The following is a 14,773-nucleotide window of genomic DNA, read 5'->3' as shown; positions in this document are numbered from 1 at the left end:
GCCCCGGCGCGGAAGCGCCGGGGCACGGTCAGGGGATCAGCAGCCGGCGCGCCAGATGCCGTCGAAGTGGTCCAGGTAGTCCTCGACGCCGACGTAGTAGCCCTCCTCGTCGAGCGGTGCGTCGCCGACGTTGTCAGGGGTGAGCAGCTGCGTCGGCAGCTGCGAGTAGTCCACCGTGGTGGGGTCCTCGCCGGCGAAGATCCGGGCGAGCGCGTCGATCCGGTACATGCCGTGGATCTCCGCGGCGAAGCCGGTCCAGGCGTCCTCGGTGCCCTCCTGCAGCGCCGCGACGTTGGCCGTGCTCGCGCTCTCCCCGCCGATGCTCACCTGCTGGTCGAGCCCGGCGGCCCGCAGTGCCGCGTCGAGACCGGTCGTCATGTCACCCAGCGACAGGAGCACCCAGTCGATGTCCGGGTTGCGCTGGATCTCGCTCACGATGAGGTTCGGGATCTCGCCGGCCACCAGGTCGGTGATCTGCGGGTCGATGACGGTCACCTCGGTGTCCGGGGCGACCTCCTCCATCGTCGCCTGCACACCCTCGGTCCAGGCGTGCAGGATCGGGTAGAGCGACAGGTCGACGACGAGGACGTGCTGGGCGCCCTGCGCCGCGGCGTACAGGGCGTTCATCCGCCCCCACAGACCGGTCTGCTCGAAGTCGTCGAGCGAGATCGTGTACGTCGTCCCGTCGACGCCCACGGGCTCGCCGTTGTCCGAGATGAGCACCGGGATGCCCAGCTGGTTGGCCCGGTCGAGCTGCGCCCGGAACGTCGAGGACGGGTTGCCCGACACCAGGACCGCGTCGGGGTTCTGGTCCAGCGCGGCGTCGAAGGCCGTCTGCGGGTCCTCCGGCCCGGTGCCCACCGGCTGGCGGACGACCGTCCAGCCGAGCAGCTCGGCGCCGGCCTCGAGGCCGTCGTTGGTCTTGCGGGTCACCGCCTGCGGGTTCTCGGTGACGATGATCGTCTTGCCCTCCTCCGGGCAGGCGGCCAGCGGCTCCTCGAGCGGGATGCCCTCGGGCGGCGAGAGGTACTGCTCGACCTCCTCCTCGGCGGCCGAGCTGCCGCCGCCCTCACCGCCGTTCCCACCGCCCCCTCCGCCGCCGTCGTCGCCCGAGCTGCAGGCGGTCGCTGCGGACAGCGCGACGACGGCGAGGAACGTGCTGATCGTGGTCTTCCGGCTCCGCATGGTGCGACTCCTCGTCTAGGGGCGCAGGGGGTCTGCAGGGTCTGGGCGAGCGCCGACGACCGGTGCCGGAGCACCCCGCGGGCAGCGGGGAGCGGGCCACGTCGGCCGGGTCGTGCAGGCGGCAAGTTAACAGTGACCTGCGCCATAGCCAAGAGGCTTTCTGTAGTCCGATACAAGTTCGAGACCCACCTCGCGGGAGAGCGCGGTTCCGGCCCTGACCAGTCGGAGGACGCGTGGGGAGCGGTGTCCGGAGGCCCTTGGCAGCGGGTGTGACCCGGGCTACAGTTGCCCGACTTTCTGTGGTCGGTGTCCGTTAAGTAGGTCGCCCGCTCGCCCCCCTCCCCGCTCTCGAGGAGTCGGATGTCGCCAACGCCAGCTCTGCAGGTCCGCGGGCTGTCCAAGACCTTTCCGGGGCAACGTGCCCTCGTCGACGTCGACCTGGAGCTGCAGCCGGGGGAGATCCGCGCCCTGGTCGGGCAGAACGGGTGCGGGAAGTCGACGCTCATCAAGGTGCTCGCCGGCTACCACGAGGCCGATCCGGGCGCCGAGGTCTTCGTCGACGGCGAGCCGCTGCCGCTCGGCACGGCCGGCGCCGGCGACCACGCCGGCCTGCGCTTCGTGCACCAGGACCTCGGCCTGGTGCCCACCCTCGACACGCGCGACAACCTGGCCATGGGGCACGGCTACGAGCGCAACCGGCTCGGCCTCATCTCGTGGCGCCGCGAGCACCGGCTGGCGCGCGAGACGCTGCGCGGGCTCGGCTACGACTTCGACGTCCGGCAGCCGACCGGGCACCTGGTCATCAGCCAGCGCACGGCCATCGCGCTGGCCCGCGCCCTCTCGCCGCGCTCGACCCCGCCGCGGGTGCTCGTCCTCGACGAGCCGACGGCGAACCTGCCGGCCACCGAGATCGACCGGCTGTTCTCGGTCATCCGGTCGGTGCGCGACCGCGGCGTCGCGGTGCTGTTCGTCTCCCACCACCTCGACGAGGTCTTCGGCCTGTGCGACACCGTCACCGTGCTGCGCGACGGCCGGCACGTGGTCACCCGGCCGGTCGAGGGCCTCGACGAGGACGCCCTGATCGCGCTGATGATCGGCCGGACCCTCGACCAGTTCCTCGTGCCCGCCGAGACCGCCGCGACCGAGGACGAGCCGGTGCTGCGCGCCCGGGACCTGCGCACCGACGTGCTCGCCGGCGTCGACCTCCAGGTGCGCCCCGGCGAGATCGTCGGCGTCGCGGGCATCACCGGCTCGGGCCGGGAGGAGATCGCCCTGGCGCTGTTCGGCGGCCTGCCCCGCACCGGCAGCGTGACCGTCGGGGGGCGCGAGCTGGAGTCCCACCGTCCCGACAAGGCGGTCGACGCCGGCATCGCGCTGGTGCCGGCGGAGCGGCACGCCAACGCCGCGTTCCTCGAGTCGACGCTGCGGGAGAACGTCTCGATCGTCAACCCGGGCGACTTCCTCCGCCGTGGCCTGCTGAACCGGCGCCGCGAGGTCGCCGAGGTGACGAGCTGGCTGCAGAAGCTCAAGGTCCGCCCGCCCCAGCCGGAGCGGTCGCTCGCCACGCTGTCGGGCGGCAACCAGCAGAAGGTGGTGCTGGCCCGCTGGCTGCGCCAGCGGCCGAAGGTGCTCGTCCTCGACGAGCCCACGCAGGGCGTGGACGTCGGCGCCAAGGCCGACATCCACGTCCTGGTCGAGGAGGCGGCGGCCGAGGGGACCGCCGTGCTCGTCGTCTCCACCGACCACGCCGAGCTCACCCGGCTGGCCGAGCGCGTCGTCGTCCTGCGCAACGGGCGGGTCGCCGACGTCCTGGTCCGCCCGCACATCGACCCCGACCGGATCACGGCCGCCACCATCGGCCAGAGCAAGGGAGCGGCGGCATGACCCGTCCAGGCACCACCGGCGGACGCCACGCCGACAGCGGACACGACGTGGCCAGTGATCCCACCGTCGTCCCGTCGCCGGCCACGGAGGCCCACGTCTCCCCGGCCGAGGCGGCCAACCCCGTGGTCGAGGCCGACCTCGCCTCCCGCGCGGAGCTGCCGCCCGACGAGGCCACGTCCGGACGGCGGTTCTCGCTCGGGATGGACCGGTTCAGCGGGCTCTACGTGTGGGCGCTGCTGATCATCGTGTTCGCGATCTGGGTGCCCGACACCTTCCTGCGCTTCCAGAACGTCCAGATCATCGCCGGCACCGAGGCGATCACGGCCATGCTGGCGCTGGGCATCATCATCCCGCTGGCCGCCGGCGTGTTCGACCTGTCCTTCGCCGGGGTCTGCGGCATGGCGGTCGCCGTCACCGCCTGGGCGCAGGTCAACGGCTACCACCCGCTGGTCAGCGCCGTCATGGCGATCGCGGCGGCCACCTTCGTCGGCGTCGTCAACGGCTTCGTCGTCGTCAAGCTCAAGGTCAGCTCGTTCATCGCGACGCTCGGCATGAGCAGCCTGCTGCTCGCCGCGACCTACTGGATCGTCGACGGCAAGCAGATCGTCTCCGGCTTCAGCGAGACGTTCCTCGAGCTGGGCAACACCCGCTTCCTCGGGATCCCGCTGCCCTTCTACGCCATGCTCGTCCTGGCGGCGGTCATCTACATCCTGGTGGAGTACCTGCCGGTGGGCCGCTACCTCTACGCCTCCGGCGGCAACCCGGTGGCCGCCCGGCTGGCCGGCGTCCGCGTCGACCGCATCGTGTACGGCTCGCTGGTCGCCTCGTCCCTCATCGCCGGGATCGCCGGCGTCGTCCTGGCCGCCCGGATCGGGACGGCGTCGCCGGACATCGGCCCGTCGTACCTGCTGCCGGCGTTCTCCGCCGTCTTCCTCGGGTCGACCCAGGTCAAGCCCGGCCGGGTCAACGTGGTCGGCACCCTGATCGCGATCTACCTGCTGGCCACCGGCGTCAAGGGCCTGCAGCTGGCCGGGGCGCCGACCTACACCGACGACCTGTTCAACGGCGCGGCGCTCATCATCGCCGTCGCCCTGGCCGCCCGCTCCGCGCGGAAGGTCTAGTAGGTCAGCAGGGACGGGTCGGCGGCGCTCACGTGGTCGCGGTCGTTGAGGCTGTGCAGCGCGCGGCGCGGGCCCAGGCGCCGGACGCGGCTGACCGAGGTGTGCGCGGGGAGGAAGAACATGTCCTCGGCGATGCCGAGCACGTGCGCGAGGTAGGCGTTGATGACGCCGCCGTGGCAGACCACGACCAGGTTCGCCTCGGGGTGCATCGCGAGCAGGCCCTCGATGGTCGAGACGACGCGGTGGCGCAGCTCCGCGCTGCTCTCGCCGAACGGGACGAGGTCCCAGCGGCGCTCGGCCGGGAAGCGCGCCTGCACCCCGCGCCAGAACGGCTCGGCCAGGGCGTCGGCCGGCGAGGCGCCGTCCTCGAGGTCGCGGTAGACCTCGACCTCGCGCAGGTCCTCGAGCACGACCGGCTCGAGGCCGTGGTGGCCGCCGATCGCCCGCGCCGTCTCCAGCGCCCGGGAGAGGTGGCTGCTGACGACGACGTCGACGCGCTGCCCGGCGAAGGCCTTCCCGACCAGCGCCGCCTGCCGGCGGCCGACCTCCGACAGCGGCGGGTCGACCCACTCGGCCGGGATGAACACCGGCGAGGTCGGGAACTGCTGCTGGCCGTGGCGGACCAGGGCGAGCTCGGTGCCGTCGGGCTGCGCGATGAGGAACGTCTCGTGCATCGAGAACGGGGGCGGGGCCGGCGCCGGCGGGCGGCGCGGCGGCGAGGGGGTCGCCGGCGACGCGGGCACCGGGTGCGCGGTGGTCACCCCGCGGACGCTAGCCGAGACGGGAGAGGGAGCGACGGGTGAGCTGGTTCGGGGCACCGCCGGCGGGGCTGGACATGTACCACGTGGGGGTCGTCGTCCCCGACGTCCGGGAGGCGATGGCGCGCTACTCCGAGGCCCTCGGCTTCACGTTCAGCAGGGTCGGGGACAGCCGGCTGGACGTGCTGGTCGACGGCCGCGTGCGGGAGGCGCGGATCGCCGCCACCTACTCGGTGCAGGGGCCGCCGTACCTCGAGCTGATCGAGGAGCTGTCCGGCGGGATCTGGGCCCCCCAGGCCCTCGCGCTGCAGCACGTGGGCTTCTGGGTGGACGACCTCGAGGGGACGATCCGCCGCCTCGACGACGCCGGCCTGCCCGGGCGGGTCCGGCACGTCCCCGCCGAGGGCCAGCCGGCGATGTTCAGCTACCACGACGCCGGCGCCGGGCTGTGGTGGGAGCTCGTGGACCCCGCCTTCCGGCCCCGCCTGCAGGCGCGGCTGGCGGCGGGGGAGGAGCGACCGTGACCGCGGCGGAGGACGAGCTCGCCGTCCGCGCCCTCGTCGCCCGGTACTGCGACGCGGTCTGCCGGCGCGACGCGGCCGCGTGGGCGGCCACGTGGGCGGAGGACGGCACCTGGGACCTCGGCGGCGGCCGGGTCACCCACGGCCGCGCGGCGGCGGTCGAGCTGTGGACGACGGCGCTGGCCAAGTACCCCTGGGTGGCCCAGCTGGCGCCCACCGGCACCGTCGAGGTCTCCGGCGACACCGGCCGGGGGGAGTGGTGGGTGCTGGAGCTCAACCACCTCGCCGACGGCTCCGGGGCGCTGCACCTGGGCCACTACGACGACGAGTACCGGCGCACGGCCGAGGGGTGGCAGTTCGCGTCCCGCCGCTTCGCCATGGTCTACCGCGGGCCCCTCGACCCCGGCACCGTCGTCCCCCTGCCCCCGCGGACCGGCTGACGGCGGCGAGTCAGGGTTCGAGGAGCTCGGCGCGCAGGCGCTGCACGGCGCCCGCCGGCAGCCCGGCGCCCACCGCCCAGCGCTCGACGCCGCCGAACTCGTCGTCCAGCCGGGCGAGGAACGCGCGCATCGTCCCGGGCTCGGAGCCGAAGATCCACTCGGGCGCCGCGGCGAGGCCGTTGCCGCGGAAGAACGGCGAGGAGCGGATCCGCGCCAGGATCGCCGGCATGTTCGCCGTCGTCGCCGCGTAGTCGGCCACCACCTGCTCGCGCTCGACGCCGAGGAGCTCCAGCAGCAGGGCGACCAGCACGCCCGTGCGGTCCTTGCCGGCCGTGCAGTGCACGACGGCGGGCAGCGCCCCCTCGGCGGCCAGCAGCTCGACGGCGGCCAGCAGCAGCTCGCCGTTGTCGCGGAGCTGCAGCACGTAGTCGTCGACGAGGTTGGTGGCCAGTCCCGCCGCGACCTGCTCGGGGGACAGCGCCGCCTTGGGCTGCAACGGCAGGTTCACGTAGCGCACGTCCGGCACCTCGGCCAGCCCCCGCCCCTCGCGCGCGCACTCCTGCTCGGTGCGCAGGTCCACGACCAGCCGCGGCGCGAGGTCGCGGACCAGCGCCACCGCCCCGTCGTCGGTCAGCCCGCGCAGGTTGTCGGAGCGCACCACGCGGCCGCGCCGCACCCGCCGGCCGTCGCCGGTGGTCAGCCCGCCGAGGTCGCGCACGTTGAGCAGCCCGTCGACCACGAGTGCCCGCGAAGCGTCCATGCCGTCACTTTCCATCGATGGGCTCAAACTAGTGACAGTGACAAGTTAGTACCTCTACAGTTCCGGCAACCCGACCCGTGAGCCGGGTCACAGTCGCGGGCCTGCCCGCCCGGAACCAGGAAGGACGCCGCCGATGGCCGACCACGGCTGGTTGATCGACACCGTCCCCAGCGAGCAGTTCCCCGTCTACACGCGGCTCAACGCCAACGACGTCCTGCCCGACCCGATCACCCCGCTGGGCGCGAGCTTCTGCTGGATCCCGCACATCATCCCGGGCTGGGCCGCCGGCTACGCCGCGCTCGACGCCTTCACCCCGTCGGAGCTGGCGAAGGAGCCCATGGCCCCGGTGGCCGGGTTCTTCTACGGGTACCTCTACATCAACCAGTCCAACGTGCGGGTGGTCGGCATCCGGGCCGGCATCGGCTGGCGGGCCATCGACGCGGCCTTCTTCAGCGTCGACTCCCCACCGCACGACGAGCGGCCGGACGACGTCAACGAGGAGCTCAGCGCCAAGATGGCGGCCCGCACGCAGTGGGCGCTGACCACCACGACCTTCCCCGAGCTGGAGGAGGAGCGGCAGATCGCCGAGCGCGTCCGGGCGAACCGTCCGGACCTCGCCACGCTCACCCCGGCCGCGCTGGTCATGTACGCCCGCTCGCTCATGCCGCTCGAGCGGCTGTGCTGGCGCAGCGAGACGATCGGCAGCAACCAGGCCGCGACCGGCCCTGCCGTCCTCGGCCAGCTGCTCGGCGAGGCGGACCCGTCGCTCGTCGTCCAGGTCATCGGCCAGGCCGGCGACGTCGACTCCGCGGCCCCGTCGTTCGCGCTGTGGGACCTCTCCCGCGTCGTCCGGGCCGACGACTCGCTCATGGCGGAGTTCGACGGCGGCGTCGACGGGCTGCTCGGCCGGCTGGAGGCCGGGCACGCCGACTTCGCCTCGCAGTTCCACCGCTTCCTGCGCGACTACGGCTACCGCGGCCCCAGCGAGTGGGACCTGGGCGCCGCCTCCTGGGAGACCCACCCGGAGCTGGCCCTCGGCCTGGTCGACCGGCTGCGCCACCTCGGCGACGAGGCGTCCCCGGGCGCCCGCCAGGGGGAGCAGGACCGGCAGCGGGCCGAGGCCACCGCCAAGGCGCTGGCGATCCTCGGGGACAACCAGGAGGCGCTGCAGACCTTCGAGCTCGCGGTCGCCTCGGCCCGGCGGTTCGGCGCCTGGCGGGAGCGGGCCAAGACCAACTGCATCAAGGTGCTGCACGAGGCCCGCATGGCGCTCAGCGAGCTCGCCCGCCGGCTGCACGCCGAGGGCCACCTGGAGAGCCCGCAGCAGCTGTTCATGGCCACCGACGACGAGCTCGACATCCTCGTCGCCGAGCCGGAGGCGCTGCGCGAGCGCCTCGCGGACCGGGAGAAGGAGTGGCACCGGCTGGCCGGCCTCGACATCCCGACCTTCCTCGACTCCCGCCAGGGCATCAAGCCGCTGTCGGAGATCCCGCGCAAGGAGGAGGTCGCGGTCGAGACCGCCCGGCCCGGCGACGTCCTCCAGGGCGGGCCGGCGTCGGCCGGCGTGGCCCGCGGCCGGGCGCGGATCGTGCACGACACGGCCAGCATCTCGGAGTTCCAGCCCGGCGAGGTGCTCGTCGCCCCGCAGACCGACCCGTCCTGGACGCCGCTGTTCATGGTGGCCAGCGCGGTGGTCGTCGACGTGGGCGCGATGGGCAGCCACGCGATGATCGTCAGCCGCGAGCTCGGCATCCCCTGCGCGGCCGGGGTCACCGCGGCCACCCGGCGCATCCCCGACGGCGCCGAGGTCGAGGTCGACGGCTCCACCGGCCGCGTGACCGTGCTCAGCACCTGAGCCGCCCGGCCGCCGGCGTCCGTGGGGACGCCGGCGGCCGGTGCTCACGGGCGCCGGACGACCTCGCGGTTGCCGCTGGTCCACATGCGGTGCAGCGTGCGGTGCGCGATCCGCCAGCCGGCCGGGGTGCGCACCAGCCGGTCGGCGTACCGGCCGCCCAGCATGTAGTGCTCGCCGCCCGGGGTGCCGCGCCGGACGTGCTGCGAGATGAGGTAGCAGTCGGCGGTCGCCTCGTCGCCGTCGACGGCCACCACGACGTTGCCGACCAGGTGCTGCGTGGCGTCGAGGTCGCCGATCGTGCCGCGGACGAGCGCGGTGATCTCCGCCAGCCCGTCCGGGCTGCCGAGCGAGCCGTAGTCGCAGGAGGCGTCGGGGGTGAACACCTCGCCGAGCAGCTCCCACCGCCGCTCGTCCAGGGCGGTCGAGTACCGGGCCAGGAGCTCGGCGATCTCGGTGCGGTCGAGCAGCTGCTGCAGCGCGTCGGACACCGGCCAGAAACTAGACACGCTCTCCAGTTAGCGCAAGACTCCGAGGGGTCCGGAGGAGGTGGCCATGGCCGGGGACCCGATGCGCGGGGACACCGCCCGCGACTGGGAGGACGTGCGCTCCTACACGCTGGAGCGGGAGCAGGAGGCCGAGCTGCTGCAGCGGCAGACCGAGTGCACCTTCATCTGGCTGGGCAAGGACGGTCACCCGATGGGGGTGGTCATGAACTACCTGGCCCACGACGGCCGGTTCTGGCTCACCGCCACCGCGGGCCGGCCGCGGATCGCCGCGGTGCGCCGCGACCCCCGGGTGAGCATCGCGATCACCTCGAAGGGCTCGGGGGTGGGCGTGAGCCGGTCGCTGACCTACAAGGGCACCTGCGTCGTCCACGAGGACGACGCCACCAAGGCCTGGTTCTACCCCGCCTTCGCCGCGCGGCTGCGCCCGGAGGACCCGGCCAAGGCCGCCTCGTTCGCCGCCCACCTCGACTCGCCCGGCCGGGTGGTGCTGGAGGTCGTGCCCGAGGGCCGGATCGGTTTCGACAGCAGCAAGATGTGGGCCGCCGCGCCGTCGGCGGCCCCTGCTCAGCCCACCCCCTGACAGGAGGACCCCCGTGCGCGCCCTTCAGCTGACCAAGTGGCAGTCCGACGCCGAGCTGCGCGACGTGCCCGAGCCCGAGGCCGGACCCGGGCAGGTCGTCATCGAGGTCGGCGGCGCCGGGGCGTGCCACTCCGACCTGCACGTGATGCACGACTACCCCGAGGGCGCGGTGCCGTTCGAGATCCCGTTCACCCTGGGCCACGAGAACGCCGGGTGGGTGCACCAGGTCGGTCCGGGCGTGCGGGGGCTCGAGGTCGGGCAGCCGGTGGCCGTGTACGGGCCGTGGGGGTGCGGCCGGTGCCGCCTGTGCAGCGCCGGGGTGGAGATCTACTGCGAGGACCCCGCCAACGCCATCCAGGCCGGGGGCGGCGGCGGGCTCGGCAAGGACGGCGGCTTCGCCCCGTTCATGCTCGTGCCCGACGCCCGCTTCCTCACCCCGCTGCCCGACGGCCTCGAGCCGGTGCAGGCGGCGCCGCTCACCGACGCCGCGTTGACCCCGTACCACGCCGTGAAGCGGTCGCTGCCCAAGCTGGTGCCGGGCAGCTCCACCGTCGTCATCGGGGTCGGCGGCCTCGGCCACCTCGGCGTGCAGATCCTCAAGGCCCTCTCGGCCACCACGGTCATCGCGGTGGACCTCAAGGAGAACGCGCTGGAGCTGGCCCGCAGCTGCGGGGCCGACGTGACGATCCGCTCCGGCGAGGACGCCGCCGCGCAGATCAAGGAGGCGACCGGGGGCAAGGGCGCGGACCTGGTGCTCGACTTCGTCACCGCCGAGCCCACCCTGGCCCTCGCCCAGCAGGTCGTCCGCACCCTCGGCGACCTGACGATCGTCGGGGCGGGCGCGGCGACGCTGCCCGTCGGCTTCTACACGCAGCCCTACGAGGTCAGCGTCCAGGCGCCCGTCTGGGGCTCGCGGCCCGAGCTCGCCGAGGTGATGCAGATGGCCGCGCGCGGCCTGATCCGGCCGGAGGTCACCACGTTCGGCCTGGACGACGCGATGGACGCCTACCGCCAGATGCAGGACGGCTCGCTGCGCGGCCGCGCCGTCATCGTGCCGAACGAGCGGTGACGCCGCCGGCCGGCCTCGACCCGCTCGGGCGGCTGGCCGCGATCGAGGAGATCCGCGCCGTGGTGCTGCGCTACTGCCGCGGCGTGGACCGCCTCGACGTCGACCTGCTGCGCAGCACCTACCTGCCCGGCGCGGTCGACGACCACGGGGTGTTCGTCGGGGACGCCGCCGAGTTCTGCGCCCGGGTCGTCGAGTCGCACCGCCGGTACGACGCGACGCTGCACTGCGTCACCAACCACCTGGTCGAGCTGGACGGGCCGGACGACGCCCGGGGCGAGGCGTACGTGCAGGCCCACGTGCTGCGCCGGGACGACGCCGGCGCCCCCGTGCACGACACCTGGTGGGGCCGCTACGCCGACCGCTACGCCCGCCGTGACGGGCGGTGGGGGATCGCCCACCGGGTGGTGGTGCACGAGTGGACCCGGCGGGAACCGCGCGGCGCCGCGATGCGGGCCGACACCGGCCTGTTCCGGCAGGGCTCGGAGGACCGGGGGACCGGCGCCGGCCTCGGTCCGGACGCCTTCCCGCCCCGGGTCAGCTGAGGTCGGGCCGGGCGCCGGCGACCACGCACTCGAAGTGCGCGGTGCCGCGCTCGGCCGGGTCGTCGAGGTTCTCCACCACCGCGAACGTCTGCGCCCACTGGTCGGGACGGGCGCGGAAGAGCCCCTTCGGGTCGTCGACCACACCGGGCGCGGACACGTCCCACACCTCGCCCTCGCCGTGGTCCTCCCCGCGGTAGACGCCCCGGCCCAGGCCGTCGTCGAAGCCCTGCCAGTAGCCGCCGCCCTGCAGGTACACCGGCGTCCCGACGACGGTGTAGCCGAACCGCTCGGTGCCCCCGCCCGGGGTGCGCAGCCCGATGGTGCCGTCGCGCAGCCGGCGGGAGCCGGGCACCAGCCGCACCTCGAGCTCGGCCGGCGCGGTGTACGACCACGGCTCGCCGGCGTCGCCGCGTGGCAGCACCCGGCTCTCGAACATGGTGAAGGAGCCGTCGTCGGCCTGGTGCAGCTGCCAGAAGACGACCCGCTCGGGGAAGCGCACGACCACCCACTGCCGGACGGCGAAGCTCCTGTCGCCGACGCCCGGGGGGAGCGGCGCGGCGGCCCGGGTGGGCGGACCGCCGGTGCGGCCGAGGCCCCACGAGTGGTCGCGGACGCCGACCCACGCGGCGTCCACCTCCAGCCGCCGGCCGGCGACCTCGAGCCAGCCGGACACGTCGCAGCACTGGTCGTAGTTGCAGCGCTGCGCGGTGAGCCGTCCGGCGGCCCAGCGCTCGGCGTACTCCTCCAGGTAGGGCTCGTGCAGCCCGGTCCAGGTGAGGTCGAAGGCGATGCCGTGCGGGTTGGGCGCGCAGGTGGTGCGCAGCCGCTCCAGCGGGGCGAGCACCTCCACCCGCAGCGGGCCGACGGCGAGGTCGTCGATCGCGGGGCGCAGCCGGCGCGACCAGCGCAGGTTGTGCTGGCGGCCGTCGATGCCCACGCAGGCGTAGCCGTCGAGCACGTCGGTGTTGGCGTAGAGCCGGATGGCGGTGAACAGCGACGCCGTCCCCGCGTCGTCGGCCGCGGTGAAGTAGAAGCCGTCGCTCCAGTGCGGCGAGTCGCTGGCCACCGAGTCGAAGGTGCGGGCCACCTGGTGGCGCGGCCACTCGTCGGCGCGGGTGAGCCGGCCGCCGCGCGGTGTGGTCATGGCGCAGTCTTGTACACCCGCGCGAGGCTGTGCAACATTCTGTCGCACATCTGGCGGAGGGGGAGGGCGCCGTGGCCACGCTGGTCCTCGGGGGCACGAGCTTCGTCGGCGGGCGGCTGGTCGAGCACCTGCTGCGCACCGGTGCCGAGGTCACCCTGCTCAACCGCGGCCGCTCCGCGCCGCCGCCCGGCGTCGGCCAGCTGGTCGCCGACCGCACCGATCCCGCGGCGGTCCGCGCCGCGCTGGCGGGCACGGAGTGGGACGCCGTCCACGACGTGTCGGGCTTCGTCATGGCGGCCGGCGGGTCCTCCTTCGAGGACCTCGTCGGGCTGCTCGACGGCCGCACCGGGCGCTACGTGTTCGTGTCCTCGATCATGGCCTACCGGCCCAGCGGCTTCTTCCCGTGGACCGAGGACCAGCCCTGCCGCGACGAGCCGCCGACCACCTACGGCGGCTTCAAGGTGCACGCCGAGCAGGTGCTGCTCGGCGCCGCGCGGGAGCGGGGGTTCCCGGCGACGGTCGCCCGCCCCGCGGCGATCTACGGCCCGACCAACAACATCCACGACATGGAGACGGCGATGTTCACCCGCCTGCGCCGCGGGCTGCCGGTGCTGGTGCCGCACGGCGGCCTGGTCGCCACCTCCTACGGGCACGTCGACGAGCTGTGCGCCGCCCTGCTGGTGCTCGGCCGGTCGCCGGCCGCGGTGGGGGAGGTGTTCAACGTCAGCGGGCAGGGCGTCACGGCGGCCCAGTACGTGGCGACGGCGGCGGAGGTCGTGGGGGTGGAGCCCGACGTCGTCCCCGTCCCCGACGAGGCGCTGCCGGGGCTCGGCAAGCCGCTGCCCTTCAGCCACCTGTTCGCCGCCCGCCACCACGGGGTGGTGAGCACCGAGAAGGCCCGGTCGCTGCTCGGCCTCCCGGCCGAGCGGGACTTCGCCACCGGCATGGCCGAGACCTACGAGTGGTTCGTCTCCTCGCCGCTGGCCGACGCCGGCAGCGCCCTGACCGACCCGCTGTGGGGCGCCGGCTTCGACCTCGAGCACGAGGCCCGCGTCGTGGCGGGGCTGCGGGGGTGACCGCGCCACCGGTCGACGACGCCGTCCTGTGGCGGGCCGTCGCGGCCACGATCGCCGACGCCGTCGTCCCCGCGCTGCCGCCCGGGGCCGCGCGCGACACCGCCGTGCAGCTCACCGGCCTGGCCCGCTACGCCGCCGGCCGGCCGGCGCCCGACCCGGCCGGGCAGGCCCGCGCCCTCGACGAGGCGCTGGGCCGCCCGCCCGGCGGGGACCTGCCGGCGGCGCTGCGCCGCGCCTCGGCGGCCCTGGTGGCCGGCGGCGGGCCGGCCGCCCGCGTGCGTGCGGTGCTGCTCGACCGGCTGGAGGAGGACATCCGGGTCGCCGCTCCGCTGCTGGAGACCTTCAGCGGCCACCCGGCCACCGATGTCGAGCCGGTGCCGCGCGGTGTGCCGGCCGACGAGCTGGACCGGTTGACCCGCTGGTTCGCCGGGGTCCACGGCGGCCCGGTGGAGGTGCGGCTGGCCACGGTGCTCTCCGGCGGGCACAGCCGGCGCATGCTGCGCGTCGAGCTGGCCACGCCGCAGGGCCAGGCGGCCTACGTCGTCCGCATCGAGCAGGGCGGCACGTTCGGCACCGACGGCACCCTCGAGGCGCGGGCCATGCGCGACCTGGGGGCCGCCGGTGTCCCGGTCGCCCCGGTGCGCTGGATCGAGGGCCCCGACGTCCTGGGCCGTCCGTTCTTCGTCATGGACCTGGTCCCCGGCAGCTCGGCGGTCGACGACGCCGTCCTCGACGCCTTCGTGGCCGCGCTGCACGCCGTCCACCGCACCGACCCCGCGGTCGCGGCCGACGCGCTCGGCCCGGTGCCCGACCCGGGGGCGGCGGTCGCCGCGCAGGTCGACCGCTGGGAGGCGGTCTACCGCGGCTCGGTGCCCGAGCCGGTGCCGCTGCTCGACGAGGCCGCGGCCTGGCTGCGCGCGCACCTGCGCCCCACCGGCCCGACCGTCGTGGTGCACGGCGACCCGGGACCCGGCAACTTCCTCTCCGTCGCCGGCCGGGTCGTGGCGCTCACCGACTGGGAGTTCGTGCACCACGGCGACGCGGCCGAGGACTGGGCGTACCTGGCGGTCATCCGCGGCCGCAAGCTCGGCCCGCCCGACGCCTGGTACGAGCGCATCGCCCGGATCACCGGGATCCGCCTCGCGCCCGAGCAGTGGCACGCCTGGGAGGCGTTCAACCAGTTCAAGGGCGCCTGCGCCAACCTCACCGCGCTGCGGCTGTTCCGCGACGGCGTCGCCGCCACCCCCAACCTGCTGGCCATCGGCACCGCGGTGCACTACCGGTTCCTGCGCCGGCTGGCCGACCTCGTGGCACCCGACTGAGACAGGAGAG

At 74.5% G+C, this 14,773-nt stretch carries 15 protein-coding genes; 10 read left to right on the top strand and 5 right to left on the bottom strand.

The window, feature by feature from the left end; all coding sequences use genetic code 11:
- Window positions 1-36: 36 nt before the first annotated feature.
- Window positions 37-1,185 carry a sugar ABC transporter substrate-binding protein gene (locus tag ACI8AF_RS19325; RefSeq protein WP_456541370.1) on the bottom strand — a complete coding sequence of 383 codons (1,149 nt, stop codon included), beginning with the start codon at window positions 1,183-1,185 and terminating at the stop codon, window positions 37-39.
- 360 nt (window positions 1,186-1,545) lie between these two features.
- On the opposite strand from ACI8AF_RS19325, the gene ACI8AF_RS19320 reads away from it, so the two are divergent.
- Both ACI8AF_RS19320 and ACI8AF_RS19315 read left to right on the top strand, forming a co-directional pair.
- Window positions 1,546-3,069 (top strand): sugar ABC transporter ATP-binding protein, encoded by a 1,524-nt coding sequence (locus ACI8AF_RS19320; RefSeq protein WP_456541369.1) that lies wholly within the window; start codon window positions 1,546-1,548, stop codon window positions 3,067-3,069.
- The gene (locus ACI8AF_RS19315; RefSeq protein ID WP_456541368.1) at window positions 3,066-4,190 is read left to right on the top strand and encodes an ABC transporter permease; all 1,125 of its coding nucleotides are present in this window, start codon (window positions 3,066-3,068) and stop codon (window positions 4,188-4,190) included. The genes ACI8AF_RS19320 and ACI8AF_RS19315 overlap by 4 nt, the downstream gene beginning before the upstream one ends.
- Here ACI8AF_RS19315 and ACI8AF_RS19310 read toward each other — a convergent pair.
- Window positions 4,187-4,951 carry a histidine phosphatase family protein gene (locus ACI8AF_RS19310; RefSeq protein WP_456541367.1) on the bottom strand — a complete coding sequence of 255 codons (765 nt, stop codon included), beginning with the start codon at window positions 4,949-4,951 and terminating at the stop codon, window positions 4,187-4,189. The genes ACI8AF_RS19315 and ACI8AF_RS19310 overlap by 4 nt on opposite strands.
- Window positions 4,952-4,989: 38 nt before the next feature.
- On the opposite strand from ACI8AF_RS19310, the gene ACI8AF_RS19305 reads away from it, so the two are divergent.
- Both ACI8AF_RS19305 and ACI8AF_RS19300 read left to right on the top strand, forming a co-directional pair.
- Window positions 4,990-5,472 (top strand): VOC family protein, encoded by a 483-nt coding sequence (locus tag ACI8AF_RS19305; RefSeq protein ID WP_456541366.1) that lies wholly within the window; start codon window positions 4,990-4,992, stop codon window positions 5,470-5,472.
- Complete coding sequence (locus ACI8AF_RS19300; protein ID WP_456541365.1) at window positions 5,469-5,909, top strand: nuclear transport factor 2 family protein; 441 nt, start codon at window positions 5,469-5,471, stop codon at window positions 5,907-5,909. Before ACI8AF_RS19305 ends, ACI8AF_RS19300 begins: the two co-directional genes overlap by 4 nt.
- 10 nt (window positions 5,910-5,919) lie before the next feature.
- Here ACI8AF_RS19300 and ACI8AF_RS19295 read toward each other — a convergent pair whose 3' ends face one another.
- Complete coding sequence (locus ACI8AF_RS19295) at window positions 5,920-6,669, bottom strand: tyrosine-protein phosphatase (RefSeq protein WP_456541364.1); 750 nt, start codon at window positions 6,667-6,669, stop codon at window positions 5,920-5,922.
- Between the two features lie 133 nt (window positions 6,670-6,802).
- Here ACI8AF_RS19295 and ACI8AF_RS19290 point away from each other — a divergent pair, with 133 nt between their 5' ends.
- Window positions 6,803-8,524 carry a PEP-utilizing enzyme gene (locus ACI8AF_RS19290; RefSeq protein WP_456541363.1) on the top strand — a complete coding sequence of 574 codons (1,722 nt, stop codon included), beginning with the start codon at window positions 6,803-6,805 and terminating at the stop codon, window positions 8,522-8,524.
- Window positions 8,525-8,568: 44 nt separating this feature from the next.
- Here the strand turns inward: ACI8AF_RS19290 and ACI8AF_RS19285 are convergent, their stop codons facing one another.
- On the bottom strand, window positions 8,569-9,012 hold the full coding sequence (locus tag ACI8AF_RS19285; RefSeq protein WP_456541362.1) for a nuclear transport factor 2 family protein: 444 nt from the start codon (window positions 9,010-9,012) through the stop codon (window positions 8,569-8,571).
- A 64-nt stretch (window positions 9,013-9,076) separates the two neighbouring features.
- Between ACI8AF_RS19285 and ACI8AF_RS19280 the strand changes: the two genes are divergently transcribed.
- From ACI8AF_RS19280 to ACI8AF_RS19270, 3 genes are read left to right on the top strand one after another with little or no spacing between them, the layout of a single operon-like run.
- The gene (locus tag ACI8AF_RS19280) at window positions 9,077-9,610 is read left to right on the top strand and encodes a pyridoxamine 5'-phosphate oxidase family protein (RefSeq protein ID WP_456541361.1); all 534 of its coding nucleotides are present in this window, start codon (window positions 9,077-9,079) and stop codon (window positions 9,608-9,610) included.
- Window positions 9,611-9,623: 13 nt separating this feature from the next.
- Window positions 9,624-10,679: an NAD(P)-dependent alcohol dehydrogenase gene (locus ACI8AF_RS19275; RefSeq protein ID WP_456541360.1), complete on the top strand. Its 1,056-nt coding sequence runs from the start codon at window positions 9,624-9,626 to the stop codon at window positions 10,677-10,679.
- Window positions 10,676-11,221: a nuclear transport factor 2 family protein gene (locus ACI8AF_RS19270; RefSeq protein WP_456541359.1), complete on the top strand. Its 546-nt coding sequence runs from the start codon at window positions 10,676-10,678 to the stop codon at window positions 11,219-11,221. The genes ACI8AF_RS19275 and ACI8AF_RS19270 overlap by 4 nt, the downstream gene beginning before the upstream one ends.
- Here the strand turns inward: ACI8AF_RS19270 and ACI8AF_RS19265 are convergent.
- The gene (locus ACI8AF_RS19265; protein WP_456541358.1) at window positions 11,214-12,365 is read right to left on the bottom strand and encodes a hypothetical protein; all 1,152 of its coding nucleotides are present in this window, start codon (window positions 12,363-12,365) and stop codon (window positions 11,214-11,216) included. The genes ACI8AF_RS19270 and ACI8AF_RS19265 overlap by 8 nt on opposite strands.
- Window positions 12,366-12,436: 71 nt before the next feature.
- Here ACI8AF_RS19265 and ACI8AF_RS19260 point away from each other — a divergent pair, with 71 nt between their 5' ends.
- Both ACI8AF_RS19260 and ACI8AF_RS19255 read left to right on the top strand, forming a co-directional pair.
- The gene (locus ACI8AF_RS19260) at window positions 12,437-13,441 is read left to right on the top strand and encodes an NAD-dependent epimerase/dehydratase family protein (RefSeq protein WP_456541357.1); all 1,005 of its coding nucleotides are present in this window, start codon (window positions 12,437-12,439) and stop codon (window positions 13,439-13,441) included.
- Window positions 13,438-14,763: a phosphotransferase family protein gene (locus tag ACI8AF_RS19255; RefSeq protein WP_456541356.1), complete on the top strand. Its 1,326-nt coding sequence runs from the start codon at window positions 13,438-13,440 to the stop codon at window positions 14,761-14,763. Before ACI8AF_RS19260 ends, ACI8AF_RS19255 begins: the two co-directional genes overlap by 4 nt.
- Window positions 14,764-14,773 lie beyond the last annotated feature (10 nt).

The sequence above is a fragment of the Blastococcus sp. SYSU D00669 genome (assembly GCF_054050715.1).
This window is presented reverse-complemented; position numbering and strand designations above follow the sequence as displayed.